Source organism: Limnohabitans sp. 2KL-51, assembly GCF_003063645.1.
Lineage (GTDB): Bacteria > Pseudomonadota > Gammaproteobacteria > Burkholderiales > Burkholderiaceae_C > Limnohabitans_A.
The window spans coordinates 19,432-43,759 of record NZ_NESJ01000019.1 but is presented as its reverse complement, the minus strand read 5'-3'; the positions used below and the strand labels follow the sequence as shown (position 1 = coordinate 43,759).

At 60.1% G+C, this 24,328-nt stretch carries 26 protein-coding genes; 5 read left to right on the top strand and 21 right to left on the bottom strand.

What is annotated here, in order from left to right:
- Window positions 1-101: 101 nt before the first annotated feature.
- The 4 genes from B9Z49_RS17720 to B9Z49_RS17705 all read right to left on the bottom strand — a co-directional run bounded on the left by B9Z49_RS17720 (window position 102) and on the right by B9Z49_RS17705 (window position 5,468).
- Window positions 102-2,507, bottom strand: coding sequence for a YgiQ family radical SAM protein (locus tag B9Z49_RS17720; protein ID WP_108354768.1), 2,406 nt, complete (start codon window positions 2,505-2,507; stop codon window positions 102-104).
- 106 nt (window positions 2,508-2,613) lie between these two features.
- Window positions 2,614-2,805, bottom strand: coding sequence for a DUF2783 domain-containing protein (locus B9Z49_RS17715; protein WP_108354767.1), 192 nt, complete (start codon window positions 2,803-2,805; stop codon window positions 2,614-2,616).
- Window positions 2,802-4,532: an FAD-dependent monooxygenase gene (locus B9Z49_RS17710; protein ID WP_108354766.1), complete on the bottom strand. Its 1,731-nt coding sequence runs from the start codon at window positions 4,530-4,532 to the stop codon at window positions 2,802-2,804. The genes B9Z49_RS17715 and B9Z49_RS17710 overlap by 4 nt, the downstream gene beginning before the upstream one ends.
- 72 nt (window positions 4,533-4,604) lie before the next feature.
- Window positions 4,605-5,468, bottom strand: coding sequence for a helix-turn-helix transcriptional regulator (locus B9Z49_RS17705; protein ID WP_233254694.1), 864 nt, complete (start codon window positions 5,466-5,468; stop codon window positions 4,605-4,607).
- A gap of 124 nt (window positions 5,469-5,592) precedes the next feature.
- Between B9Z49_RS17705 and B9Z49_RS17700 the strand changes: the two genes are divergently transcribed.
- From B9Z49_RS17700 to B9Z49_RS17690, 3 genes are read left to right on the top strand one after another with little or no spacing between them, the layout of a single operon-like run.
- Window positions 5,593-6,192 (top strand): YigZ family protein, encoded by a 600-nt coding sequence (locus B9Z49_RS17700; RefSeq protein WP_108354764.1) that lies wholly within the window; start codon window positions 5,593-5,595, stop codon window positions 6,190-6,192.
- 24 nt (window positions 6,193-6,216) lie between these two features.
- Window positions 6,217-6,813 carry a chromate transporter gene (locus tag B9Z49_RS17695; protein WP_108354763.1) on the top strand — a complete coding sequence of 199 codons (597 nt, stop codon included), beginning with the start codon at window positions 6,217-6,219 and terminating at the stop codon, window positions 6,811-6,813.
- Window positions 6,810-7,412 carry a chromate transporter gene (locus B9Z49_RS17690; RefSeq protein WP_108354762.1) on the top strand — a complete coding sequence of 201 codons (603 nt, stop codon included), beginning with the start codon at window positions 6,810-6,812 and terminating at the stop codon, window positions 7,410-7,412. Before B9Z49_RS17695 ends, B9Z49_RS17690 begins: the two co-directional genes overlap by 4 nt.
- Before the next feature lie 22 nt (window positions 7,413-7,434).
- Here the strand turns inward: B9Z49_RS17690 and B9Z49_RS17685 are convergent, their stop codons facing one another.
- From B9Z49_RS17685 to B9Z49_RS17675, 3 genes are all read right to left on the bottom strand, one after another.
- A complete protein-coding gene (locus B9Z49_RS17685) occupies window positions 7,435-7,785 on the bottom strand; it encodes a hypothetical protein (RefSeq protein ID WP_108354761.1) in 351 nt (116 codons plus the stop codon).
- 42 nt (window positions 7,786-7,827) lie between these two features.
- The gene (rlmB, locus tag B9Z49_RS17680; protein WP_108354760.1) at window positions 7,828-8,562 is read right to left on the bottom strand and encodes a 23S rRNA (guanosine(2251)-2'-O)-methyltransferase RlmB; all 735 of its coding nucleotides are present in this window, start codon (window positions 8,560-8,562) and stop codon (window positions 7,828-7,830) included.
- Window positions 8,563-8,840: 278 nt separating this feature from the next.
- On the bottom strand, window positions 8,841-9,530 hold the full coding sequence (locus tag B9Z49_RS17675; RefSeq protein WP_108354759.1) for an ABC transporter ATP-binding protein: 690 nt from the start codon (window positions 9,528-9,530) through the stop codon (window positions 8,841-8,843).
- On the opposite strand from B9Z49_RS17675, the gene B9Z49_RS17670 reads away from it, so the two are divergent.
- Together B9Z49_RS17670 and mnmH are read left to right on the top strand one after the other, a co-directional pair.
- Complete coding sequence (locus B9Z49_RS17670) at window positions 9,529-10,179, top strand: arylesterase (protein ID WP_108354800.1); 651 nt, start codon at window positions 9,529-9,531, stop codon at window positions 10,177-10,179. The genes B9Z49_RS17675 and B9Z49_RS17670 overlap by 2 nt on opposite strands.
- Window positions 10,176-11,231 carry a tRNA 2-selenouridine(34) synthase MnmH gene (gene mnmH, locus B9Z49_RS17665; protein ID WP_108354758.1) on the top strand — a complete coding sequence of 352 codons (1,056 nt, stop codon included), beginning with the start codon at window positions 10,176-10,178 and terminating at the stop codon, window positions 11,229-11,231. The genes B9Z49_RS17670 and mnmH overlap by 4 nt, the downstream gene beginning before the upstream one ends.
- Before the next feature lie 15 nt (window positions 11,232-11,246).
- Here the strand turns inward: mnmH and B9Z49_RS17660 are convergent, their stop codons facing one another.
- From B9Z49_RS17660 to B9Z49_RS17595, 14 genes are all read right to left on the bottom strand, one after another.
- Window positions 11,247-11,468: a hypothetical protein gene (locus B9Z49_RS17660; protein ID WP_108354757.1), complete on the bottom strand. Its 222-nt coding sequence runs from the start codon at window positions 11,466-11,468 to the stop codon at window positions 11,247-11,249.
- Between the two features lie 10 nt (window positions 11,469-11,478).
- A complete protein-coding gene (locus tag B9Z49_RS17655) occupies window positions 11,479-12,348 on the bottom strand; it encodes a DUF2189 domain-containing protein (RefSeq protein ID WP_369913777.1) in 870 nt (289 codons plus the stop codon).
- Window positions 12,349-12,474: 126 nt separating this feature from the next.
- A complete protein-coding gene (locus B9Z49_RS17650) occupies window positions 12,475-13,731 on the bottom strand; it encodes a PLP-dependent transferase (protein WP_108354756.1) in 1,257 nt (418 codons plus the stop codon).
- Between the two features lie 72 nt (window positions 13,732-13,803).
- Window positions 13,804-14,328 (bottom strand): phosphoribosyltransferase, encoded by a 525-nt coding sequence (locus B9Z49_RS17645; RefSeq protein ID WP_108354755.1) that lies wholly within the window; start codon window positions 14,326-14,328, stop codon window positions 13,804-13,806.
- 56 nt (window positions 14,329-14,384) lie between these two features.
- Window positions 14,385-15,713, bottom strand: coding sequence for an adenylosuccinate synthase (locus B9Z49_RS17640; RefSeq protein ID WP_108354754.1), 1,329 nt, complete (start codon window positions 15,711-15,713; stop codon window positions 14,385-14,387).
- A 17-nt stretch (window positions 15,714-15,730) separates the two neighbouring features.
- Window positions 15,731-16,891: an ATP phosphoribosyltransferase regulatory subunit gene (locus B9Z49_RS17635; RefSeq protein WP_108354753.1), complete on the bottom strand. Its 1,161-nt coding sequence runs from the start codon at window positions 16,889-16,891 to the stop codon at window positions 15,731-15,733.
- Window positions 16,892-17,033: 142 nt separating this feature from the next.
- Complete coding sequence (locus B9Z49_RS17630; RefSeq protein WP_108354752.1) at window positions 17,034-17,219, bottom strand: DUF2065 domain-containing protein; 186 nt, start codon at window positions 17,217-17,219, stop codon at window positions 17,034-17,036.
- Between the two features lie 3 nt (window positions 17,220-17,222).
- The gene (gene hflC, locus B9Z49_RS17625; RefSeq protein WP_108354751.1) at window positions 17,223-18,122 is read right to left on the bottom strand and encodes a protease modulator HflC; all 900 of its coding nucleotides are present in this window, start codon (window positions 18,120-18,122) and stop codon (window positions 17,223-17,225) included.
- A gap of 11 nt (window positions 18,123-18,133) precedes the next feature.
- Window positions 18,134-19,513, bottom strand: coding sequence for an FtsH protease activity modulator HflK (gene hflK, locus B9Z49_RS17620; RefSeq protein ID WP_108354750.1), 1,380 nt, complete (start codon window positions 19,511-19,513; stop codon window positions 18,134-18,136).
- A 56-nt stretch (window positions 19,514-19,569) separates the two neighbouring features.
- Complete coding sequence (gene hflX / locus B9Z49_RS17615; RefSeq protein WP_108354798.1) at window positions 19,570-20,763, bottom strand: GTPase HflX; 1,194 nt, start codon at window positions 20,761-20,763, stop codon at window positions 19,570-19,572.
- Window positions 20,764-20,809: 46 nt separating this feature from the next.
- On the bottom strand, window positions 20,810-21,073 hold the full coding sequence (hfq, locus tag B9Z49_RS17610; RefSeq protein ID WP_040506060.1) for an RNA chaperone Hfq: 264 nt from the start codon (window positions 21,071-21,073) through the stop codon (window positions 20,810-20,812).
- Between the two features lie 70 nt (window positions 21,074-21,143).
- Window positions 21,144-22,484 (bottom strand): ribosome biogenesis GTPase Der, encoded by a 1,341-nt coding sequence (gene der, locus B9Z49_RS17605; RefSeq protein ID WP_108354749.1) that lies wholly within the window; start codon window positions 22,482-22,484, stop codon window positions 21,144-21,146.
- 19 nt (window positions 22,485-22,503) lie between these two features.
- Window positions 22,504-23,628, bottom strand: coding sequence for an outer membrane protein assembly factor BamB (gene bamB / locus B9Z49_RS17600; protein WP_108354797.1), 1,125 nt, complete (start codon window positions 23,626-23,628; stop codon window positions 22,504-22,506).
- 5 nt (window positions 23,629-23,633) lie between these two features.
- Complete coding sequence (locus tag B9Z49_RS17595; protein WP_108354748.1) at window positions 23,634-24,314, bottom strand: tetratricopeptide repeat protein; 681 nt, start codon at window positions 24,312-24,314, stop codon at window positions 23,634-23,636.
- Window positions 24,315-24,328 lie beyond the last annotated feature (14 nt).

Genomic DNA, 24,328 nt, shown 5'->3' with positions numbered 1-24,328 from the left:
GCGCCAAGACGCATGCTTGTTGGGCTGGCGGGGTGCGCTTAATAAACAGGCAAAGCCAGAAGCCCACAGCCCTGGCGCCACTCTAAAAAGCTGGCCGCAAGTTAACTCTTTGCTCGTGGTGGCAAGCCGGTGTGCTGCGTCAACAGTTGGCCTTTTTTAGGCTGCCCAACTCGCTTGGGACTCGTGGACAGAGACACCGAAGACTTGGCCCCCGCCCCAGTGCTGTTTTTGCGCCGAGCACTTTGGTAGCCCTCTTCAGCAAGAGGTTGCCAGTTCGGAATCAAGTGGTGTTTGCCGTTGCCGATCAAATCCGATCGGCCCATGGCCTTGAGCGCTTCGCGCAGCAACGGCCAATTGGTGGCGTCGTGGTAGCGCAAAAACGCCTTGTGCAGGCGGCGGCGTTTGTCGCCTTTGACCACGTCCACTTTTTCACTGTCGCGGGTGATTTTGCGCAGCGGGTTGCGGGTAGAGTGGTACATGGCCGTGGCCGTGGCCATAGGGCTGGGGTAAAAGGTTTGCACCTGGTCGGCCCTGAAACCGTTCTTTTTGAGCCAGACGGCCAAGTTCATCATGTCTTCGTCGCTGGTGCCCGGGTGGGCGGCGATGAAGTAAGGAATGAGGAACTGTTTTTTGCCCACTTCTTCGCTGTACTTGTCAAACATCGACTTGAAGCGGTCGTAGGTGCCAATACCCGGCTTCATCATTTTGGACAGCGGCCCGCCCTCGGTGTGCTCGGGCGCAATCTTCAGGTAGCCGCCCACATGGTGCTGCACCAGCTCTTTCACATATTCGGGCGACTGCACGGCCAGGTCGTAACGCAGACCGGAGCCAATCAAAATTTTCTTGATGCCCTTGAGGTTACGCGCCCGGCGGTACATATTGATCAGCGGGCCATGGTCGGTGGTCAAGTTCTGGCAAATGCCTGGAAACACACAGCTGGGTTTGCGGCAAGCGGATTCGATCTCGGGGGTTCGGCAGCCCAGGCGGTACATGTTGGCGGTGGGGCCACCCAAGTCAGAAATGATGCCGGTAAAGCCTTTGACTTTGTCGCGGATGTCTTCCACCTCGCGGATGACCGATTCTTCGGAGCGGCTTTGGATGATGCGGCCTTCGTGCTCGGTGATGGAGCAAAAGGTACAGCCGCCAAAGCAGCCACGCATGATGTTCACGCTGAAGCGGATCATTTCCCATGCGGGAATTTTGGTCGCGTGGTCGTGGCTGCCGTTCTCGTCGGCATAGCGCGGGTGCGGGCTTCGGGCATACGGCAGGTCGAACACATGGTCCATCTCGGGCGTGGTGAGAGGAATGGGCGGCGGCGTGATCCACACGTCGCGTGCGGTGGTGCCTTCGCCGTGCGCTTGCACCAGGCAGCGGGCGTTGCCGGGGTTGGTTTCCAGATGCAGCACGCGGTTGGCGTGGGCATAGAGCACGGCGTCTTGCTTGACCTGTTCGTAACTAGGCAGGCGGATGACGCTTTTGTCGCGGGGCGGGACTTTGTGGGTGCCTTTGCCGCGCAGCTCGGGTAAAGCTGGCATGGATTGCCGCGCTTCGCTCGCAATGACAACACTTCCGTCATCGCGAGGAGCGAAGCGACGTGGCGATCCAGTGGCGGCGTTGGGCACAAACTTCAAGGTCTGAACCTTCTGGTTTTCGCCCTCGGCCACTTCTTTGGCTTCTTCCTCACGGGCGCAAGTGGCGCCCTGCTCCCGCGCTTGGTCCGAAATCATCAAATACGGGTTGATGTGTGCCTCAACGTGCCCGGGCGTGTCCACGCTGGTGGAGTCGATCTCGAACCAACCCTCTGGGGTTTCGCGGCGCACAAAGGCGGTGCCGCGCACGTCGGTGATTTGCTGCACGGGCTCGCGGGCGGCCAGGCGGTGGGCGATCTCGACAATGGCGCGCTCGGCGTTGCCGTAGAGCAGCAAGTCGCACTTGCTGTCCACCACCACCGAACGGCGGACTTTGTCAGACCAGTAGTCGTAATGCGCGATGCGGCGCAAGCTGCCTTCGATGCCGCCCAACACGATGGGCGTGTCAGGAAAGGCTTCGCGGCAGCGCTGGCTGTAGACGATGGCGGCGCGGTCAGGGCGCTTGCCACCCACGTCGCCCGCGGTGTAGGCGTCGTCGGTGCGAATTTTGCGGTCCGCCGTATAGCGATTGATCATGGAATCCATGTTGCCGCTGGTCACGCCCCAAAACAGATTGGGTTGGCCCAAGGCCTTGAAGGCCTCGGCGCTGGTCCAATCGGGCTGGGCGATGATGCCGACCCGAAAACCCTGGTTCTCCAGCATGCGGCCGATCACGGCCATGCCAAAACTCGGGTGGTCCACGTAAGCGTCGCCGGTGACCAGCACAATGTCGCAGCTGTCCCAGCCCAGTTGGGTCATTTCTTCCCGGTTCATTGGCAAAAACGGGGCCGTGCCAAAGCGCTGCGCCCAGTATTTTCGGTAACTGGTCAGCGGTTTGGCGTCACGCGGAAAGAAAGAGACGTCTACAAAGGCGTTCATGGGCGGGCACTCGGGATAACCCGCTAGTGTAGGGGCACTGCGGTGGGCCTGAAGCTGGCGCGGTTATTCGACCGGCACCGTAGTTGCCTATGAGCGAGTCCCCGCGTCAAAGGTCTTTTTGGGCGCGCTCGATGAGATCCACAAAGCTTGGGGCGTCGCCCAAGGCTTGAGCGGCCAGCAAAGCCAGTTTGACCAAAAAGAGTTCGGATTTTTCGGGGCCTGCGGCATCAATGGCAAAGGCCAGTTGGTCATAGGCTGTTTCCAGACCTGCAATGTCCAGACCGGTTGAGGGTTTCATGGGGCTTCTCCGGTGGTGGCTTGGACAAGGGCAGCATTCAGGCGCTGGGCATCAAGGTGCAACCAGCGGGCGCAAATGTGCTGGTCGGGACGCAACAGGTAGGCCGCGCCTGGATGAGTCACGCCGTAGCGGCCGTGCACCTGACCTTGAGGGTCGGACAGCACCTGCAACCAAGGCGCATCGGTCGGTCTTTCCAACAGGCCCGCCTCTGAGTGGCCAGACGGCGTGATGCAAGTGAGCCGCAATGGGAAACCCTGTGCATGCCATTGGACAACGCCGTCGCGCAGCTCGGCGGGCAAGGCGTCGGCCGCACCAAACCACAGCAGGTCAAAGCCGCCGCCCAGGTGGTCCAGCAAAAACTGCGTGTCCGAAAGGCGCACATTGAGCGGTGGCGCGCCGTGCGCGGGGCCGTCCTGGAACTGCGCGTTGTCGTCCACACGGCAATTGAGGCTGGAATGGCTGTAGGCGTGCGGGCGCGAGGTGCGCCAGTGGTAGAGCGGGCGCACAAAGGCTTCGGTGAGCGAGAGCGACAAGACGGCGTCGCGCAGCAAGCGAAAGCCGCGCGTGGGCGGGGTCATGAAACGGGTGCTTTTGCCCGCTTCTTCGATGATTTCCCAGGCCGCGCCCACGCGTTCGGCGCTGTAGTTGGCCAGCAAGGCCGAAGAAGCATGCCCCCGGCACACCAGACCCAGACGCCAGGCCAGGGCCTGCGCGTCCTGAAAACCGGTGTTGGCCCCCCGCACACCAAAAATTGGCAGCAAATGGGCGGCGTCGCCCATGAACAAGGTGCGCCCCACCCGGTAGTCGGGCAAGGTGAGCGTCCGGGCCGAATACACCGAGCTCCAGTCCATCTCCCAAGGCTTGTCTGCATGGCCGATCATGGCCAGTTGGTCGTTGATGCGGGCTTTGAGCGACTCTGAAGACAAGGCCTGCTCGGGTGTTTCGCCCTCGGGCAGTTGGTAGTCCACACGCCAGATGCCCAGGGGCTCGCGGTGCAGCAGCACGGTGTTGCCGGGGTTCCATTCGGGGTCAAAAAAGGCCAGGCGCTCGGTGGGCAAAGGCAGGTCGATGCGGATGTCGGCAATGACAAACCGGCCTTCGTAGGATGCGCCTTCGAGCTTGAGGTCCAGCATGCTGCGGATGCTCGAGCGGGCACCGTCCGAGGCGACCAGCCATTCGGTCTGCAGGGTGTAGGGGCCTTCGGGGGTGTCCACTTGCAGTTGGGCGTGGTCGGCGTGTTGCGTCACCGCCGTGACGCGGTTGCCCCAGCGCAGATCAATCAAGGGGTTGGCCTCGCAGGCTTCGACCAGGTACTGCTCCAGAAACTGCTGCTGCAGGTTGATCATGGGGCCAAATCGGTCGTTCTCGTCGTGTGGGGCTTCCATGCGAAACACGCGCTCGCCCCGGTAAAACGAGTTGCCAAAGCGCCAGGGCAAGCCGTTTTGCGTGACACGATCAGCCACACCCACTTGCTGCAGGATTTCCATGGAACGGCGCGTGAACACGATGGCGCGGCTGCCCTCGCTGACCTGCAACTCCGACTCCAGCAACACGCAGGGCACCCCAAAGCGCGCCAGCTCCAAAGCGGCCGTCAGACCCACCGGACCGCCGCCCGCGATCACCACCGGGTGCAGCGGCTGCCCCGGGTGCTGAGAAGGCAACCAGGGCTGGTGCACGGTGTAGTCGTAATAAATCGAGCGGCGGGGCGCGCTGGCCGGTTGGTGCATGGTGCCTCCAGGGATGGGAACTTCACTGACTCAATGGGGGCCGAGTTTAGACAAGGTCTGGCAAAAAAGACGTCACCTTTTGGGGACAGACTCCAAGCTCTGCGGGGCAAGCAACCAGGCCACCAAGGCTTTGTGGCCAGCCAAGCCCAGCTTGCGGTAAATGCGTTTGGTGTAGGTCTGCGCACTGGCCAGCGTCAGGCCCAGGCGCTCGGCCAATTGTTCGGTGCTCAGGCCTTCCAGCAATCCACGCACCACATCCAGATCACGCGGGCTGAGCGCCGGGCCCCGCAGGGCCAAGCGGTCCAGCAACAAGGCCATCAGATCCACGCTGAGCACTTGCCCGGTGTAGTGCAAGCGCACCGCCTGCACGATCAAAGGTGCCAAGGCTTGTACGTTGGCCAGCTCGGCATCCGTCATCAAGCCGTGCTCCAGTCCCCGGTACAGGTTGACCGACAGCCATCGCCGGCCCTCGTGCAGCGACAAAATGGCCAGCCGCTCAGCCACGCGGGGCCATTCATAGCAAATTTGCCGGTAATCCGGGTGCTCGACAGCGTGTGCGGCTTGACGGTGCAGCACGATGTGCGGATGCTGGGGCGATGCCCTCAGGGCGGCCTGGTGGTGCGCTTGCATGGCCTGCTGCGCGCCGTCCAGCCTGTAAAAACGCTGCACATAGGCCTGCGAGATGTCGGGCAAAGCGAGGGTGCGCGCCCGGTCGCCCACCGCCAGGGTGCGCGGACGCCCTGCTCCCTCGAAGGAAAAAATCGTGCACTGCGCCATGGGCACCCAGGTGGCCAGCAAGCGCAAGATCTCTTCGGCCACGGCGTGGCGGTCGGAAGCGCCCAATTTGCCCATCAAAGCCGCCATTTGCCAAAGCGGCACATTGGGCGAGGCCCCAGGGTTGACAGGGCAAACCCAATGGTCCGCTGGCGCGGACACGGGGGAGCAGTCTGGACAGGTCATAGGTCGATGTTAGCCGGGGCTGTGCGGCGGCAGTGAGCGCCGGTTTTCAGGCATCAGAACACTTTGTCAGAACGCATGGCCCTTGGGGTATTCTTGAACGATGCCTTTTTCTCTTGCCTGCCCTGCCCACCACGAACTGGTCATCAAAAAAAGCCGCTTCATCGCCTGCGTCGAGTCGATCGCCGGACGCGACGAGGCGCAGGCACGGGTGGCGCAACTCAAGGCCGAGCACCCCGATGCCGCCCATGTGTGCTGGGCGCTGCTGGCAGGAGGCCAGTCGGCGGCTAACGACGATGGCGAGCCCGGCGGCACCGCAGGCCGACCCATGCTGGAAGTGCTGCGCCATCAGGATCTGCAAGGCGTGATGGCTTCAGTGGTGCGTTACTTTGGCGGCGTCAAACTAGGCGCAGGCGGTCTGGTGCGGGCCTACACCGATGCGGTGGCCCAGGCACTGCTCACCGCAGAGAAAATCCCACTGATCAAGCAGGCACAACTGGCGTGCAGCTTTCCCTATGCACTTGAAGGCCTAGTGCGACGTGAACTGGAACTGGCGCAGGCGCAGCTGTTGGAGGTGACCCATGGCAACGTGGTCACTTTGCGCTTTGCCCTGCCCGACACGCTGGCAGCGGCCCTGATGGCGCGGTTGAGCGAGAGCGGTCGGGGCCAACTGGTGTGGCTGGACGGTGACACCTCTGATTGAGCCCACGCAGAGATAATCCGAGACATGCCCGAACACCAGCCCCTGCAGCAACCGCGCTCCAAAACCGATCTGTTTGTCTCATTCACCCTCTTAGCCCTGCAAGGCTTTGGCGGCGTGCTGGCCGTGGTGCAGCGCGAGCTGGTCGAAAAAAAACGCTGGATGACACGCGAGCAATTTGTCGAAGACTGGGCGGTGGCGCAAATTTTGCCGGGGCCGAATGTGGTCAATTTTTGTCTGACGATCGGCGGTCGGTATTTTGGTTTGGGCGGTGCCCTGGCCTCTTTGGCGGGTTTGCTGATGGCCCCTTTGGCTGTGGTTTTGCTACTGGCCATGGCATTTGGAGGCGTATCGGATGCCCCTTGGGCGCAAGGCGCCTTGCGTGGCATGGGCGCTGTGGCGGCCGGTTTGATTGCCGCCACTGGGATCAAACTGATGAGCGCCTTGAAACGCAACCCCATGGGATTGCCAGTGTGCGCGGCCGTGATGCTGTCAACCTTCGTCTGTGTGGGCGTTCTCCGCTGGCCGCTGATCTGGGTGCTGTTGGGGGTGGGCAGTGCCGCTTGTGGCTGGGCTTATCTTCAGTTGACGCGCCAAATGCTGAACAAAGGGGACGCCGCATGAGCCTTGCTGTATCACTGAGCGTCAGCGATTGGCTGGCGTTTTTCAACCACTTTTTGTCCCTGTCCTTGCTGGCCGTGGGCGGCGCGATCATCACCGCGCCCGACATGCACCGTTTTTTGGTGGACGAGCACCAATGGCTGAGCGACGAACAATTCAGCTCCTCCATCGCGCTGGCGCAATCTGCGCCCGGGCCCAATGTGTTGTTTGTGGCCGTGATCGGCTGGAACGTGGGACTGAACGCAGGCACTGGCATGGGAGGCGGGTGGTTCAGCGTGGGCTTGTCGGCCTTGGGCGTTGTCCTGAGTTTGCTGGGCATCATGCTGCCCTCGTCCATCCTGACTTACAACACCACGCGCTGGGCCCAGCGCCACCGGGACAAGTTGGGCGTGCGGGCCTTCAAGCTGGGCATGGCACCTGTGGTCATTGCGCTGCTGGTGTCCACCGGTTGGCTGCTTACTGCGGGCCACAACCAGCCAGCGAAAGACTGGCCGCTGTGGATGCTCACGTCCGTGGCCATGCTGCTGGTCTGGCGCACCCGCATCCATTTGTTGTGGTTGATCGGAGCGGGCGCTGTGATCGGCGGATTGGGCTGGATCTGAGGCCTCAGGGCTGGGCAGCCCGTCAGCGCGGGTTCTCGAAAAAGACCGTGTTCGAGTAATCGCTTACCTCGAAATACACTTTTTTCTCGCCCGGATCGACCTCGAAGTTGAAGTTTTCATCGAGCACGCCGTAACCATAGCGGTAAGCGCGTGGTGATTTGTCATCAGTGCCCAAAGCGGTGCTAACTTTGTCGACCTTGATAAAGCGGCGCACCAACTTCTCGCCTGCGTAGACCTCCATCACACCGTTGGTGCCAGTCCAGTTCTGGATGCTGCGACCAATTTTGTTTTGCTGCTCTTGTGTGCAAGCGGCCAGCAGGCAGGCCGAACCGACGGCGAAGATCAAGGCGATTCGGGAGGTGTTTTTTGACATGTCACGTTCCTTATTTGAATGGTTGGTTGCTTAAAAAGAATCTCAGCTACGCTGACGCAGAGCCTCATAAAGGCACACGCCACTGGCCACCGACACGTTCAGGCTTTCCACTGCGCCGCGCATGGGGATGCTGACCAGCTCGTCGCAGTTCTTGCGCGTCAACTGGCGCATGCCCGCTCCTTCGGCCCCCAGAACCAAGGCGGTGGGCACTTTCAGATCGACTTGATAAATGGTACGGGGCGCATCATCGCTGGTGCCCACGATCCAGATACTCCGCTCCTTGAGTTCGCCCAAGGTGCGTGCCAAGTTGGTGACCATGAAATAAGGCATGGTTTCGGCCGCGCCGCTGGCCACTTTGGCCACGGTGGCATTGATGCCGGCCGCGTGGTCTTTGGGGGCGATCACGGCATGTGCGCCAGCACCGTCGGCCACGCGCAAGCAAGCACCCAGGTTGTGCGGGTCGGTCACACCGTCCAGCACCAAGAGCAAAGGTGGGCCTTCTACGGTATCGAGCAAATCATCCAACGAATGGTTTTGGGGCATGGGCGCGACCATGGCCACCACACCCTGGTGGCCGTGACCACCGGCCAGCTTGGCCAGGCGTTCACCGTCCGATTCGATCATTTTCATGCCCGAATCGCGGGCCTTTTCGATGAACTGGCGCATGCGCGCATCGCGGCGCGTGACCTCGTAATGGATTTCAACAACGGATTGGGGGGCGATCTTGAGGCGAACGCCCACGGCATGGAAGCCGAACAGCACTTTGTGAGATGACATCCCCGGATTATCGTTGGTCACAACCATCCGGCTGATCAAAGACTCATGCCAAAGGCATAAAGGCCTTCTATTGATCCGGCCTCTTGAAGTCTTGAGTGACAGGCAAGGAATAGATTTTTGTAGAAGCCCACCCCTGTGGGCGATGGGCGTGGCACACGCCCTGCAAGCCATCGCCCACGGGGTGGGCTACTACGGGGACAAGAACATACACATGCAAGAGCTGTCAGAGGGAATTGCAAATCGCATGGGACAAATCCATAAATGTCCCGTGCGGGTTTTCAGGACGGTTGCGCGATTGCCTCGGACAAACGCCCTGCCTGAATCAGCAAGCTGCGCTCGCACTTGGCGGCCAGCTGGCGGTCGTGTGTGACCAAGACCAAGGTCGTGCCATGCTCGCGGTTGAGCGCAAACATCAAGTCCATGATGGCCTCGCCGGTGGCGTGGTCCAAACTGCCGGTGGGCTCGTCGGCCAGCAGCACATCGGGTTGCACCACAAAGGCTCGGGCCAGCGCCACACGCTGTTGCTCGCCGCCACTGAGCACTTTGGGCAGGTGCTTTAGGCGTTCACCGAGGCCCACGCGCTGCAATATGGCCGTGGCAGTGCTGCGGGCATCGGGTCGATCGGCCAACTCCAGGGGCAGCATAACGTTTTCGAGGGCTGTCAGGTTGGGCATGAGCTGAAAGCTCTGGAACACAAATCCCACATGTTGGGATCGCACGGCGGCGCGCTCGTCTTCGGACAAATCAAACAACGATTGCCCGGCCAACACCACCTGCCCGGTGCTGGGTGTGTCCAATCCGGCCAGGATCGCCAGCAGTGTGCTTTTGCCCGAGCCGGAAGCACCGACAATGGCGGCTGTTTCCCCCGCGTTCAATGAGAAGTCGATATCGCGCAAAATGCGCAGTTCGCCGCTGGCGTCTTGCACCGTTTTGGAGACGCCACGCACGGCAATGATGGATTCAGGCATGCACAAACCTTTGTTGAGACGACGCCACTTTAACTGGACCTTGCTGGCCCTGGTCAGTTGGGGCCTTGCCGCGCCAGTGACGGCGGCCTCCGGGCAGCGCATTTTGGTGTTAGGTGACTCACTCAGCGCCGAATACGGCTTGGCCCGTGGCTCCGGTTGGGTAGCCTTGCTACAAAAACAGCTGGCCGCCGAAAAGCCAGGCGTGCAAGTCATCAACGCCAGTATCAGCGGCGACACCACCTCGGGAGGTCGCTCTCGCCTGCCCGCCTTGCTGCAACGTCACCAGCCCAGCCATGTGGTCATCGAGCTGGGTGGCAACGACGCCCTGCGCGGCCTGCCGATGAATATGACGCAAGACAATTTGTTGGCCATGACGAAGCAAGCCCAAGCGGCTGGGGCGCAAGTTCTGCTGTTGGGCATGCAAATGCCCCCCAATTACGGCCTCGACATGGCGCGGCAATTTGAAGCCGCCTACGCGCAAGTGGCCAAAAGCCAAAAGGCGGCGCTGGTGCCATTCTTTTTAAAAGGCGTGGGCGACGACCCCGAACCGCTCAAATGGTTTCAGAGCGACAGCATCCACCCCAACGAAGCCGCGCAGCCGCGCATGCTGGCCAATGTTTGGCCCACCCTCAAGAAACAACTGAAATGAGCCTTCACCTGATCTCGGCCGCTGATGCCATGGCCCAACTGAGTCAGTTTGACGCCATTCTGGATGCGCGATCCGAAGGCGAACACGCCGAGGACCACCTGCCCGGCGCTTTGAGCTGGCCATCGCTCAACAACGAAGAGCGCATCAAGGTGGGCACGCTGTACAAACAGGTCAACCCGTTTGAGGCCCAAAAAGTGGGCGCAGCACTGGTGGCCAAAAACATCGCCCGCCACATCGAAACTCAGGTGATGGACAAGCCGCGCAATTGGCAACCTCTGATTTATTGCTGGCGTGGGGGCAAGCGCAGCAACTCGCTGGCGCTGATCTTGGGGCAAATCGGCTTCAAGGTTCACCTGATTGAGGGCGGTTACAAGGCCTTTCGCAAAGAGGTCATGGAAGACACGCCTCGCCAAGCCCAGCGCCTGCAGTTCAAGGTGTTGTGCGGGCCCACCGGCTCGGGCAAAACGCGCTTGCTGCAGGCTTTGGCGCAAGAAGGTGCTCAGGTTCTGGACTTGGAAGCCATTGCATGCCACCGCAGTTCGGTGCTGGGCTTGATTCCGGGCACGCCGCAGCCGACGCAAAAAGCCTTTGACACGCAGGTCTGGGATGCTTTGCGCGTCTTCAGCGCAGACCGTCCGGTGTTTGTGGAAGCCGAAAGCAAAAAGGTGGGCAATCTGGCAGTGCCGGACGAGCTGATGGTGGCCATGCGGGCAAGCCCCTGCCTGCGGGTGGACCTGTCGCTGGAGAATCGGGTGAATCTGCTGATGGAGGATTATGCGTTTTTCACGCAAGACCGCGCCCTTTTTGCCGACCGGTTGGAGCGGCTGACGGCCCTGCGCGGCAAGGCTGTGGTGCAAGGATGGCAAGAAAGAATAGAGCGGGATGAAATGCGTGAGGTGGTGACCGAGTTGCTTTCAGGCCATTACGACCCTGGTTACGAGACCTCCACCGGCAACAACTTTGTGCATTACGCCCAAGCCCCGCGAGTGACACCTGCGAGCCACAGCATGCCAGACATGCTGGTTTTGGCGCATGGATTGGTGCAAAGGTGATCTGCGGCCGATGATTCAAGCAGCAGGCGTGGAAGAGTCGACCGCACCGGGCGTGGACGAGTCAGCAGCACCGGGCGCTGCATTGTTGGCGTCGCCCTCTTCGCCCTCGATTTCGGAGCCGTCTTCAGCAAACAGGCCCGATTTGCGGTCGGACTTGGCTTTGAGCTTGTCTTCTTTTTTGCGTTTCTTCGCCAGTTCTTTCTGGCGTTTTTCGAATCCGTAGTTGGGTGTGGCCAAGATGGCTCCTTTAATTTGAGCTGCCCAATGTAACAGCTTCTTCAGGCTTTTCTTCCCACTCGACGCTGCCCCGGTAGGCATGCCAGCTGGCGTGACCCAGCCACGGCCCCACCACGATGATGCCCAAGGCCCAAGGCCACAGGGCCGCTATAACCAACACGCTCAGCAGCAAGCCCCACAGCAGCATCACACCCGGGTGCAAAAAAACCACCCGCATGCTGGTGATCACGGCCGAAATGGCATCGGTGTCGCGGTCCAAAATCATGGGAATAGACACCACTGACAGGCCATAAACCAGGGCTGCAAACACGCCGCCCACGGCCAAATAGACCATCAAAAATTCGATGTTTTGTGGGTTGAACACCGCCTCGATCACGCCAGTGGTCGAGGGCATACCGGTGTTGAAGAACACCGCAAACACCACCAGCGACGCCCTGCCCCACAGCAGCTCCAGCACCATCAGCACCAGCACCAACATGGCCATGCTTCGGATGTGCTGGTCCCAGCACATCAAGGAACTGGCCATGTCAGGCAATATGCCCTGCTCGCGTTTGCGGCTGACTTCGTACAAGCCCATGGCCAAAAACGGGCCGACCAGCAAGCAGCCTGAGACCAAGGACAAGGCGTACTCTGGCTTGTGCTTGAACACCAAGGCCAAGACCTGAGCCATGCCCCAGAAACAGAGGCCATAAAACAAGGCAATGCCCGGGTGTTGGCGCATGTCCCTCAAACCCCGAGCCAGCCAGCGAAAAGGATCAGCAAAGCCCAAGGGCCGCATGTGCGAGCGCGGCCCCATGGGCGGCGGTGGCACATACGGCGTGGTCATGGTGGGCAGGACTGACTCGCGGGCAGCTTCAAGGGACTTGGCGTCGGCGTTCATGTGAAAAGTCCGTCTGAAAATACAAAGGTTTTCAGATTACCCCCTCCGTAACGCTTTGCACAGTCTGGAAACCACCAACTGCGCGAGTCCTGGGCCACAAAAGTGACCACACTGTCACCCGCGTGATCAGGCCATGGGCAAATGCGCCTGCACGGCTTGATGCAAGTCAAGAATCAAGTCCTGCGCCGACTCCAGACCGGTTGAAAAACGCACCAGCGTGCCAGGCTTCAAATGACCAGGCCAGGCCTGTCGCATCGAGGCAATGTTGTAGGGCACCACCAGGCTCACAGGGCCTCCCCAGCTGTAGCCGATCTTGAAGAGTTTTAACCCATCGCAAAACGCGTCCACCTGGTCTTGGCTGAAACGCGCGTCGATCATGACGCTGAACAAGCCTGCGGCCAAGCCTGTGCCGGGAACGCGATCGCACAGGGCTTGCCAATGGGCGTGGCCGGGCGCGCCTTCAAAGGCCGGGTGCATCAGTTGCGCGCATTGCGGCTGGGTTTGCCACCAAGCGGCCAAAGCGCGGGCGGTCTGGTCGTGTGCCGCATAACGCAGCGCGATGCTGGGCAAAGAGCGCAGCACGGTTTCAGCGTCGTTGGCCGCCACACCCAGACCCAGGCGCATGTGGCAAAGTTTGATTTGCAGGTGCAAAGTTGCGTCGCGGGTGATGACGCTGCCCATCAGCACGTCGCCGCCGCCGCTGGGGTATTTGGTAAGCGCATGGGCGCTGATGTCCACGGCCAGGCTACCTACCCCATCTGCACCATCGGCCAACAAATCAAAAGGCTTGAACGCCAGGCCCGAGCCCCAGGTGTTGTCCAGGGCACACAAGACACCGCGCTTGCGGCAACGGCGCACCATTTCGGGCAAATCGGGAAACTCCATGCTCACCGAGCCGGGCGCTTCAAGCCACACCAGGCGGGTTTGGTCCGTGATCTGGCGAGACAGATCCTGCGGGTCCATCGGGTCGTAAAACCGGTGCGTGATGCCAAAGTGGCGCAACTCGCCATCGGCCAATGCCTTGTTAGGGCCGTAAGCGTTGTCCGGAATCAGGACTTCATCGCCGGTTTTCAGGACGGCCAAGGCCACCAAGGCCAAAGCCGCCAGCCCACTGGGCACCAGCATGCATTGCAATCCCCCCTCCAGCGCGCACAAACGCTCCTCAAGCAAGTAGGTGGTGGGCGTGCCGTGCAGACCGTAGGTGTAGGCCGATTTGTCTTTCCACTCGCGCTGGCGCATGTCGGCCACTGTGGGAAAGTAAACCGTTGAGGCCTTGAACACGCCCGGCTGGGGCGCGTCAAAACCACCCGGCGGTGTGTAGGGGTGGTGAATCAGGCCGGTGACGCTGGGCACGGCGGGAAGCTTTGGATGGTCTTTTTGCATCCGGACATCCTAATACAAACAGCCTCCCAAAGGAGGCTGTTGGAGGTCAACTGAGGGAAAGTCCGAGTTGGATCAAACGCGCCACTTTTCCATCAACTTCTCGGGGCGCATGTTGTCGTACGGCTCAAAAGGCTGGTGAATCCAGGGGTTGGTGGGCAGGTCCTCGATCGAGTAATCGGGCTTGAAGCTGGACACGCCCTTGGTCCAGATCACGGCGGTGCGCAGCTCGGTGATCGGCTTGTAGTTGTTTTTCAGCTGGTCCACCACCGCACGAAGGGTGTGGCCGGTGTCGGCCAGGTCGTCCACCAACAGCACTTTGCCAGCGATCTCGCCTTTGGGTGTGGTGATGAAGCGGGCGATGTCCAAGTGGCCCTGCACCGTACCAGAGTCAGCGCGGTAAGAGCTGGTGGACATGATGGCCAGCGGCTTGTCGAACACGCGCGAGAGAATGTCGCCGGGGCGCATACCACCGCGGGCCAGACACAGGATGGTGTCGAATTCCCAGCCGGACTGGTGAATTTTGATCGCGAGTTTTTCGATCAAATTGTGGTACTCGTCGTAGCTCACATACAGGTGCTTGCCGTCTTCGGTCAACATGGGGTCACTCCAAAAAATCAGGGTTTGGGATCGATGTGTTTTGCTGAATCCGGGGCTCAGACCGCAAAAGGGTTGTGCAGCAAGATCGTGTGGTCACGGTCAGGGCTGGTGGACACCACATGCACAGGCACGCCCGTCACTTCAGCAATGCGGTCGAGGTAATAACGGGCCGTGGAGGGCAGTTTATCCATCTCGGTCACGCCCACGGTGGTTTCTGTCCAGCCGGGAATCACTTCATAAATGGGTTTGCACCGGGCGATCTCGTCTGCACCCATGGGCAGGATGTCAATCGTTTCGCCGTCCAGCTCGTAGCCGGTGCACAACCACAACTCTTTCAAGCCGTCGAGCACGTCGAGCTTGGTGATGCACAAACCACTCAAACCGTTGACCTGCGCGCTGCGCTTGAGCAAGGCCGCATCGAACCAGCCGCAGCGGCGTGAACGGCCGGTGGTGACGCCTTTTTCAGCGCCCACGGTGGACATGTGGTAACCGGGCGTGCCGGGGGTTTCCCAATCCAGCTCGGTGGGAAACGGGCCGCCCCCCACGCGGGTGCAATAAGCCTTGGTGATGCCCAAAATGTAGTGCAGCATGCCCGGGCCCACGCCCGCACCGGCAGCGGCATTGCCCGCCACGCAGTTGCTGGACGTCACAAACGGGTAGGTGCCGTGGTCCACGTCGAGCAAGGTGCCTTGCGCGCCTTCGAACAGCAAATTGGCTCCCGCTTTGTGGGCTTCGTTCAACTCGCGGGACACGTCGGCCACCATGGGCAGCAGCTCTTTGGCATAAGCCATGGCTTCGTTGTAAGTCGCGTCAAAGTCAACGGGGGCAGTACCCAGGATGTTGACCAGAATTTCGTTGTGCAGCGCCAGGTTTTCGCGCAGCTTGGTGGCAAAACGCTCGGGGTATTTCAGGTCTTGCACGCGCAGGGCACGGCGAGCTACTTTGTCTTCGTAAGCGGGGCCAATGCCGCGGCCGGTGGTGCCGATTTTGGCGGTCCCGGCTTTTTCCTTGGCGGCTTCGCGGCCCACATCCAATGCGACGTGGTAGGGCAAGATCAGCGGGCAGGCTTCGCTCACGCGCAGGCGCGAACGCACCTCAACACCGGCTTTTTCAAGACCTGCGATTTCTTCGAGAAGCTTGGGCACGGACAGCACCACACCGTTGCCGATGTAGCACTTGACGCCTGCGCGCATGATGCCGCTGGGGATCAGGTGCAAAGCGGTTTTAACGCCGTTGATTACCAAGGTATGGCCCGCATTGTGACCGCCCTGAAAACGCACCACGCCGTGGGCGCTTTCGGTCAACCAGTCGACCAGTTTGCCTTTGCCCTCGTCGCCCCACTGGGTCCCGACAACGACAACGTTACGGCCTTGTTTTATGTTCATGCTTGAAATGTTCTTTCTCAAAGAGCCTGTACCAACCACTGCCCTGCCGCTTCGATCAACTCGCGGTCGCAATGGAATTCGTCCACTTCGCTTTCGTGGCCAGGCAGAACGCACAACACGGTTTCACCCCGGCTGCGCAGCGCTGCGATGGCCAAACGCAAGGCATCCGATTGGCCCCATGGTGCGCGAATGGCTGCACGCAAAACAAGTGGCTGAACTGCGGCCACCAATTCTTTCAAATCCAGGCTGAATCCCACGGCTGGACGGTCGCGGTCGATGCGGTGCCCAAAGACAGCGCCCACACCGTCGTAGCGCCCGCCACGGGCCAGGGCGTCAGATGCGCCTTTGGCGTAAATGGCAAAGCGGGTGCCGCTGTAATAAGCGTAACCACGGGAGTCTCCCAGGTCAAAACTGACGGACACGCCTGGGATCTGCTCGGCCAACCAACGCAGCTGAGCCAAGGCCTGGGTGATTTCAGGGTACTCGGGCAAGCGCGATGCCGCACGGTCCAGGACGCTGATGTCGCCATACAAATCGACCAGGGCCAACAGTCCCTCTTTGACGGCGGGCATCAAACCGGCACTCAAACGGGTCAAGGCCGAGGCGTCTTTGCTCGCCAAGGCGGCATGGATAGCGTGGCGCTGCGCTTCGCTCAAAGGCTGGGCCTGCAACAAGCAGTTCACGATGCGGGCATCGGCCAGGTCAACCTGCAGCCCAGTGGCGCGCCCAGCAGACAAGCAGTCCAAGGCCAGCTGCAGGATTTCCAGATCGGCTTCGGGGCCAGCGTGTCCGTAAATTTCAGCGCCCAGTTGCAGCGGTTCGCGGGTGGCGTGTGGGCGTGCGGGGCGGGTGTGCAGCACCGGCCCGCAGTAGCAAAGACGGGTCAGAGATGTGCGACCGAGTAAGTGGGCATCGATGCGTGCCACCTGGGGGGTGGTGTCGGCACGCAAACCCAAGGTGCGGCCCGAGAGTTGGTCCACCAGTTTGAAGGTCTGCAAGTCGAGGGCTTCACCCGTACCGGTCAGCAGGGATTCCAAATGCTCCAGCAGCGGCGGCATCACCAGCTCGTAGCCATAGCCACGGGCGGTGTCAAGTAGTACGCGGCGAAGTTCTTCGATGTGGCGTGCCTCGGAAGGCAAGACATCGGCAACGTGATCCGGGAGGACCCAAGCAGACATGAGGGGATGGGGGAGACGGTTAAAAACGAGATTTTACCGGGTTGACAGGCGTATTTCCGGCAAAAAGATGGGCAAATTATCCAAATCCAGAACCAAAGATAAGAATGGACACAATCTGATCAGCCGCACCATCATGAGGGTGTCAGGCCAGCAGCCAAATCACCACCAGACCGAATAACACCATGAGCATGCCGAAAAACCGGATCTGCCCCTCCTGAAGCTTGAGCATTTGCTCAAACAGGCCTCGCCATCGGCGAGGCGAAAGCATCGGCAGCAACCCCTCCAAGATGAGCATCAGACCCAAAGCCATCAGGAGGGTGTCGAGCAAAATTTACTTCCGGGCAGGCGCACCGCCCGGTGTGCCGCGCATGCCCTTGAAGAACTCGGAGCTGCCGGGGTCGAGCACCATCACGTCACCCTTGCTGTTGAAGCTGGATTTGTAGGCTTCGAGGCTGCGGTAGAACTGGGCAAACTGAGGGTCGCGGCCAAAGGACTCTGCATACATACGAGCAGCTTGGGCATCGCCCTCGCCCTTGATTTTCTGGGCATCGCGGTAAGCGTTGGCGATCGTCACCTCGCGCTGGCGATCGGCGTCGGCACGAATTTTTTCACCTTCTGCACCACCGGTAGAGCGCAGCTCATTGGCCACGCGCTTGCGCTCGGCTTCCATGCGGCGATACACCGATTCGGTGATGGTGTCCACGTAATCGGCACGGGTGATTCGCACATCCACCACGTCCACGCCCCAAGGCTTGGCTCCTTTGACCACGGTCAGCACGGCGGCTTTGACGTCGTCCATCAGCTCTTCCCTCTTGAGAGACAGCAACTCGTTGACGGTGCGTTTGTTGATCTCCTCTTGGAAAGCGTTGCGTACCACACGGTTGAGCTGGTTGGTCCCTGCCTTCTCATCCAGACCCACGTTGCGGATGTAGGCCTGCGGGTCGGTGATGCGCCAGCGCACATACCAGTCAATCACCACACGCTGCTTTTCGGCCGTGAGCATGGGCTCGTTGTCGGGGCTGTCCAGCGTCAACAAACGCTTGTCGATGTAATTGACGTTTTGCAGTGGCGGCGGCAACTTGAAGTGAAGTCCCGGCTCGGTGATCACTTCCTTGATCTGACCCAAAGCGTAGACCACGCCAAACTGGCGCTGGTCCACCACGAACAATGTAGAGCTGAGCAGCGCGAACACCACCAGCAAACTCGATATCCACAATCCGATGCGATTCATTGTTTTATTCCTTATCGTGGATCGCGGCTACGCGAACGCTCGAGGTCTCGTGAGCGGGTGTCCGCAGCACCGTTGCTGCCGGCATTGGCGGGGACTGCGGGCACATCCATGGCGGGCGGGGCCACTTGCGTGACCTGTTGCATGATTTTGTCGAGCGGCAAGTACAGGAGGTTGGAGCCTGACTTGCTGTCCACCAGCACCTTGGTCACGTTGCTGTAGATCTGTTGCATGGTGTCGGTGTACATTCGGTCGCGCATGACCTGGGGCGACTTCTGGTACTCGGGCAAGATGGTCTTGAAGCGCTGGGCATCACCCTCGGCTTGCGCCACGATGCGTTCGCGGTAAGCATCGGCCTCTTCCTTCAAACGCGCGGCGGCACCTACGGCACGGGGGATCACGTCGTTGGCATAGGCTTGCGCTTCGTTCTTGGCGCGTTCGCGCTCCTGACCGGCTTTAAGCACATCGTCAAAAGCAGCCTGAACCTGCTCAGGTGGACGCACGCCCCCTTGCTGCAAGTTGATGCCCACTACCTCAATACCGACTTTATAACGGTCCAAGATGGTTTGCATTTTTTCACGCACGCGAGGCGCGATTTGGTCGCGCTCTTCGGCCAGAGCTGAATCCATTTTCATTTTGCCCACCACCTCGCGCACGGCGGTCTCAGCCGTCTGCACCACAGCTTCGGTCGGATTGCGACTTTCGAACAGGTAAGCACGGGCATCGTTCAATCGGTACTGAACCGCAAACTTGATCTCGACGATGTTCTCGTCTTCGGTCAACATTGCCGACTCACGCAGGCCAGTGGCTTTGACGATGTTGTCGCGGCCAATGTCCACCGAACGGATTTGCGTCACAAAAACGAGTTCGTGGCGCTGCACTGGGTAAGGCAAGCGCCAATTGAAACCAGCGGTCACGGTCGAGTGGTATCTGCCAAACTGGGTGATCACCGCCTGCTGACCTTCTTGAACGATGAAAAAGCCGGTGGCCAACCAAACCAGTAAGGCACCGCCCAAAATGACCCCAATGCCCAGGTTCTTGATGAAGGCCGGGATTTCAGGCCCTCCCGATCCACCGCCACTGCCGCCGGGGCCTTGGGGACGCTGAGGCCCCCCCTTGCCGCCAAAAATCTGACCGAGCTTGCGGTTGAAGTCGCGCCACAACTCATCCAGATCAGGCGGGCCACTTTGCTGTTGCTGCGGACCGCGTCCGGGCGGTTGTTGCCAGGCTTCTGGCTTGGGGCCGGGTGGTGGCGTCTCGCCCGATGGCTTAGTGCCTGAGTCACCGGAAGATTTGTCATCGTCACGACCCCAGCGTGGATCGTTCAGGTTGAACATGCCTCGTATCTTTGCGGGCAGCAAGGACCATCGCAGGGCTGGCAGGTGAAAATTCATGATTCTTTGTCTTTGTCTGGGTGACGAAACAGCATTGTGCCGAATTTAAGGGGCACTCAAGGCGGGTCACCGGGATATTCCCGGTACAACTCACGGGGATCAGGCGCTGGTGACTGGGCTGCAGGCAGTGCTGCCTTCACGATGTCAGACAACGCCGTGCGCAATAGGGCGAGACCCTCGCCGCTTTGCGCACTCAGGAAAACACGTGGCACGGGCACGCCATCCAGCTCGTATTGGTCTTGCATCTGCAAGGGGTAGCGGTCGGTGGTCAGGGCATCGAGTTTGTTGAACACAAGCAATTGTGGCACCTGATCAGCACCAATCTCGGTCAGTACCTTTTGCACCTCGGCCATCTGCTCGGGAAAATCCGGGTTGGCTGCATCGACCACATGCAGCAGCAAATCCGCCTCTGTGGCTTCCTGCAATGTGGCCTGGAAGGCCTCGACCAACCCATGCGGCAAATCACGGATAAAACCCACGGTATCGGACAAGGAGACCGAGCGCCCTGCTTCGCCCAAATAAAGCTGACGTGTGGTGGTGTCCAAGGTGGCAAACAACTGGTCGGCGGCGAAGGCGCGGGCCTTCACCAGGGCATTAAACAGCGTGGATTTGCCAGCGTTGGTATAACCCACCAGAGAGATATTGAAGGTGTCGCGCCGATCGCGCTGACGCCGCTGGGTGTTGCGCTGCTTTTTGACCTTGACCAGGCGCTCCTTGATGCGCTTGATCGAGTCGTTGATCATGCGGCGGTCCAGCTCGATTTGGGTTTCCCCCGGGCCACCTCGCATGCCGATACCACCGCTTTGGCGCTCCAAGTGCGACCAGCGTCGCACCAGGCGGGTGCTCAGGTACTGCTGGCGTGCCAGCTCCACTTGCAGTTTGCCCTCGTGGCTGCGCGCACGTTGGCCAAAAATTTCCAGGATCAACAAGGTTCGGTCATTCACCGGCAAACCAATGTGGCGCTCCAGATTGCGCTGCTGCGCCGGGCTCAGGGACTGGTCGAACAAGACCTCGACCGCCCCGTGCATCAGGGCCAAGGCCTTGATCTCGTCGGCCTTGCCGCTGCCGACAAAGAACGCTGGGTCCGGGGCCTTGCGTTTGCAGGTCAGGCGCGCTACCGGCTTTAAGCCGCCAGACTCGGCCAAAAGGCCAAGTTCTTGCAGTTCGCCGTCAAAATGCGGGAGCCCAAAGTCAACGCCGACCAGTAAGGTCGGCGCGGCTTGTGGGGAAGATGTTTCAGACAATGTCAGCAACCTGCAAAGGCGGTGTCACACCGCCGGGCGAGCAAAACCCGCATCAAGCGGTGATTTCACCCGTTTCAGGGGTGCTGAAAGTAACGGAGCGACCTGGAACGATGGTTGAGATGGCGTGTTTGTAGACCATCTGGGTCACTGTGTTGCGTAAAAGCACAACGTACTGGTCGAACGATTCAATCTGGCCTTGGAGTTTGATGCCGTTGACGAGGTAAATTGACACCGGCACGTGCTCTTTGCGCAGTGCGTTCAGAAAGGGGTCTTGCAAAAGTTGACCTTTGTTGCTCACGATATTCTCCGTGTTCAGAAGTTTTGAAGCCTTGACCTTACCACAGGGAAAGGGGTGCCATTTTAGGAAAATATGAATTCCTCAATTCTCAGCTGGATTGTTTGTCTGCAAAAGGATTTGTAGATGTTTTCATTTCAATTCGCATCGGCGTGCCGGCCAAACTGAAGGCTTTGCGAAAGCGTCCTTCCAGAAAGCGCTTGTAGGTGTCGGTGACGTGCTCCAGCGAGTTGCCGTGGATCACGATCACGGGCGGGTTCATGCCACCTTGGTGGGCATAACGCAGTTTGGGGCGGAACATGCCGCCACGTTGGGGGCTTTGGAACTGCACGGCCTCTAGCAACAAACGCGTCAAAATGGGCGTGCTCATTTTGCACATGGCCGACTTGTGCGCCTGCACAATCGAGGCCCAGACAGGGCCCAGACCCTGACGTTTTTTGGCCGAGATGAAGTGCATGTTTGCAAAGCTCAAAAACGGCAAGCGGTTTTCAATCGAGCGCTGCACCAACTGGCGCTGGTATTCGTCGATGGCGTCCCACTTGTTGATGGCCAGCACCATGGCTCGGCCGCTTTCCAGTGCATAACCAGCAATGTGGGCGTCCTGGTCGGTCACGCCCTGCTCTGCGTCGAGCAACAACAAAACCACGTTGGCCGATTCAATCGCTTGCAGGGTTTTAACCACCGAAAACTTTTCAATGGCTTCAAACACCTTGCCTTTTCGGCGCAAACCAGCCGTGTCGATCAACTCGAACTTTTGGCCTTGGCGCTCAAAGGGCACGCTGATCGCATCCCGCGTGGTGCCCGGCATGTCAAAAGCCACCAGGCGCTCTTCACCCAACCAGGTGTTGATCAGGGTGGACTTGCCCACGTTGGGGCGACCGGCCACGGCCAGCTTGATGACCGAGGGGTCTTCTTCGGTCTCCTCGGGTTCGTCGGGCAAATTCAGCGACTCGAAAGCCAGCTCGACCAGACCGCGTGTGCCCTGCCCGTGCGCGGCCGAAATGGCGATCACCTCGCCCAGACCCAACTCATAAAACTCGGTCAGCTGAATGCCTTCGAGCATGCCTTCGGCCTTGTTGGCCACCAACAAACAGGGTTTGCCAATCTTGCGCAAGTATTTGGCGATGTCGTGGTCTTGTGCTGACAGCCCACCACGGGCGTCCACCACAAAAATCACCATGTCAGCCTCGGCCACGGCCTGCTGGGTCTGCTTGGCCATCTCTTTGTAGATGCCGCTGGTGGCATCGGGCTCAAAACCACCCGTGTCGATCACAATAAATTCTTGGCGACCTTGTTTGCCATTGCCGTAATGACGGTCTCGGGTCAGGCCCGCAAAATCGGCCACGATGGCATCCCGGCTCTTGGTGAGGCGGTTGAACAGCGTGGATTTGCCCACATTCGGGCGGCCGACAAGGGCCAGTACAGGTTTCACTTAAAAATTTTCCGATCCATCATTCAGGGCGAAATCCGAAGACGCCCCCGGTGCGTGTCACCACCACCAAAGTCTGACCCGCGGCCACAGGGCGGCCGGTAATCGCGCTGCCATCGGTGCCGATGCGCTGCAGAGGCTGCCCGTTTTGGGGGGAGAGTGCATGCACCCAGCCCTCCTGATCACCCACGACCAAGGCAGGACCCCAAACCAAAGGCATGCTCACGCCCCGAAAACGCAAAGCCTCTTGAGTCCAAAGTGGCGCACCCGAAGCGCGTTGCCAGGCGAGCAGCTTGCCGTCAGACTCGACACCCCACAGGGTTTGGGCGTCACCGTCCAGGCCTTGATGACCATTGGCAGGGCGGCTCCAAGCCATGCGGCCATTGGTGCCCTCGACACAGGACACAGATGTCTGGAACGCGCGCACGCAAACCGAATTGCCCACACGGCTGGGACCCGCCACCAAGTCGACCAGGCGCTCCACTTCGTTGGTTCCACGGGTGCTGCCCACCAGGGTTTCCCAGCGCACAGCGCCAGACAAAGGGTTCAAGGAGACCAGACGCCCACCCCAGCCGACCAGCAACTGATCGCCCACGGGCATCAGCAAACCGGCTTGGCGCAAGACCAGCGGGTCACCCGGTCGCTGTTGCGTCCAGAGTTTTTGGCCCGTAGCCCCATCAAAAGCGCTCACGGACCGATCGCCCGTCAAAACAAAGACACGTTCACCGGCCACCAAGGGAGGCGTATACGACAAAGCCGATAAGGCCTGACGCCAAAGGATCCGCCCGCCTTCAACGGTCACCAGTTCGTTGTTGCGTGTGACCACTGCAAAGCGCTGGCCATCACCGCCAACACCCGCCTGGATGGGGGCGCCCAAGTTCAGCCGCCAGACATCGCGGCCATTGGCTGCATCGATCAGGGCCAACTGACCTGCTGTAGAGGCCACAGCCACTTGCTGACCATGGGCAGAGGCCATGAGGGGGGTGCTGACCTCGCCAATTTGGTTGGTCCAGGCCTTTTTCACAGTCCAAGAGCCACTGACACTGGGCAAAGGTGAAGGCTGTGGCTTGTCGGGGGCACTGGAACAAGCCGACAACACGCACAAGCTGACCACACCCAACCAGCGGCCGCATAGAGAGTTGAGCAAACGTTTCACTTGGTGCTTCCTGTCGCAGTAGCCGGGCTGGCAGTTTCTGGATCCAAGCCCAAAGCATTGAGTTTGGCTTGCACCAAGCGCCTGTAATCAGGACTGTCACTCAACAGTTGCCAAGCGCTTTGATAAGCACTGACAGCTTCGCCTTTTTGGCCTTTGACCTGCATGACATCGCCACGCAAATCAGCGGCCAAACCCGCCATGGACGGGGTAAAAGGCGCACTCAACTGGGCCAGAGCCTCGTCGTTGGAGCCGGCATCGAGCAAGAGTGCAGAAAGTCGCAAACGCGCAATGTCGCGATACGCAGAATCGGGTGCCACCTCAGCGACCCACTTCAAAGCGGAGCGGGCGGCTTCAGCCTTGTCTTTGGCCTGCAAAGCCTTGGCCGCCAGCAAGGCAGCTTGGTGGGCGTATTGCGTACCACCGAACTTCTCTTTCATGTCGGCAAAACTGCGCTCCACACGGACCACATCCCCGGCAGTGACGGCGCGCTCGACCTCGTCAAACAGCACAGCTGCCTTGGCCGCCTGGTCGCGTTGCCAGTATTGGTAGCCGTTCCAAGCCGCATAGCTGCCCAAAACGACGATCAGCACCCAGGAAATCAGGTTGCCGTATTTCTTCCAGAAGTGTTTGATCTGGTCGAGTTGTTCTTGTTCTTCAAGATCGAGGGCTTTGGCCATGGTGTGAGTAATGA

What these genes read in the sequence shown, in the direction of transcription:
- B9Z49_RS17685 (WP_108354761.1), bottom strand. Translation starts at nt 7,785, where the DNA reads ATGTCAAAAAACACCTCCCGAATCGCCTTGATCTTCGCCGTCGGTTCG.
- B9Z49_RS17710 (WP_108354766.1), bottom strand. Translation starts at nt 4,532, where the DNA reads ATGCACCAACCGGCCAGCGCGCCCCGCCGCTCGATTTATTACGACTAC.
- B9Z49_RS17695 (WP_108354763.1), top strand. Translation starts at nt 6,217, where the DNA reads ATGCCCGAACACCAGCCCCTGCAGCAACCGCGCTCCAAAACCGATCTG.
- B9Z49_RS17635 (WP_108354753.1), bottom strand. Translation starts at nt 16,891, where the DNA reads ATGTCTGCTTGGGTCCTCCCGGATCACGTTGCCGATGTCTTGCCTTCC.
- rlmB (WP_108354760.1), bottom strand. Translation starts at nt 8,562, where the DNA reads ATGTCATCTCACAAAGTGCTGTTCGGCTTCCATGCCGTGGGCGTTCGC.
- hflK (WP_108354750.1), bottom strand. Translation starts at nt 19,513, where the DNA reads ATGAATTTTCACCTGCCAGCCCTGCGATGGTCCTTGCTGCCCGCAAAG.
- B9Z49_RS17645 (WP_108354755.1), bottom strand. Translation starts at nt 14,328, where the DNA reads ATGTTGACCGAAGACGGCAAGCACCTGTATGTGAGCTACGACGAGTAC.
- B9Z49_RS17700 (WP_108354764.1), top strand. Translation starts at nt 5,593, where the DNA reads ATGCCTTTTTCTCTTGCCTGCCCTGCCCACCACGAACTGGTCATCAAA.
- B9Z49_RS17715 (WP_108354767.1), bottom strand. Translation starts at nt 2,805, where the DNA reads ATGAAACCCTCAACCGGTCTGGACATTGCAGGTCTGGAAACAGCCTAT.
- B9Z49_RS17720 (WP_108354768.1), bottom strand. Translation starts at nt 2,507, where the DNA reads ATGAACGCCTTTGTAGACGTCTCTTTCTTTCCGCGTGACGCCAAACCG.
- mnmH (WP_108354758.1), top strand. Translation starts at nt 10,176, where the DNA reads ATGAGCCTTCACCTGATCTCGGCCGCTGATGCCATGGCCCAACTGAGT.
- B9Z49_RS17655 (WP_369913777.1), bottom strand. Translation starts at nt 12,348, where the DNA reads ATGAACGCCGACGCCAAGTCCCTTGAAGCTGCCCGCGAGTCAGTCCTG.
- hflC (WP_108354751.1), bottom strand. Translation starts at nt 18,122, where the DNA reads ATGAATCGCATCGGATTGTGGATATCGAGTTTGCTGGTGGTGTTCGCG.
- B9Z49_RS17690 (WP_108354762.1), top strand. Translation starts at nt 6,810, where the DNA reads ATGAGCCTTGCTGTATCACTGAGCGTCAGCGATTGGCTGGCGTTTTTC.
- B9Z49_RS17675 (WP_108354759.1), bottom strand. Translation starts at nt 9,530, where the DNA reads ATGCCTGAATCCATCATTGCCGTGCGTGGCGTCTCCAAAACGGTGCAA.
- B9Z49_RS17650 (WP_108354756.1), bottom strand. Translation starts at nt 13,731, where the DNA reads ATGCAAAAAGACCATCCAAAGCTTCCCGCCGTGCCCAGCGTCACCGGC.
- B9Z49_RS17670 (WP_108354800.1), top strand. Translation starts at nt 9,529, where the DNA reads ATGCACAAACCTTTGTTGAGACGACGCCACTTTAACTGGACCTTGCTG.
- B9Z49_RS17640 (WP_108354754.1), bottom strand. Translation starts at nt 15,713, where the DNA reads ATGAACATAAAACAAGGCCGTAACGTTGTCGTTGTCGGGACCCAGTGG.
- B9Z49_RS17595 (WP_108354748.1), bottom strand. Translation starts at nt 24,314, where the DNA reads ATGGCCAAAGCCCTCGATCTTGAAGAACAAGAACAACTCGACCAGATC.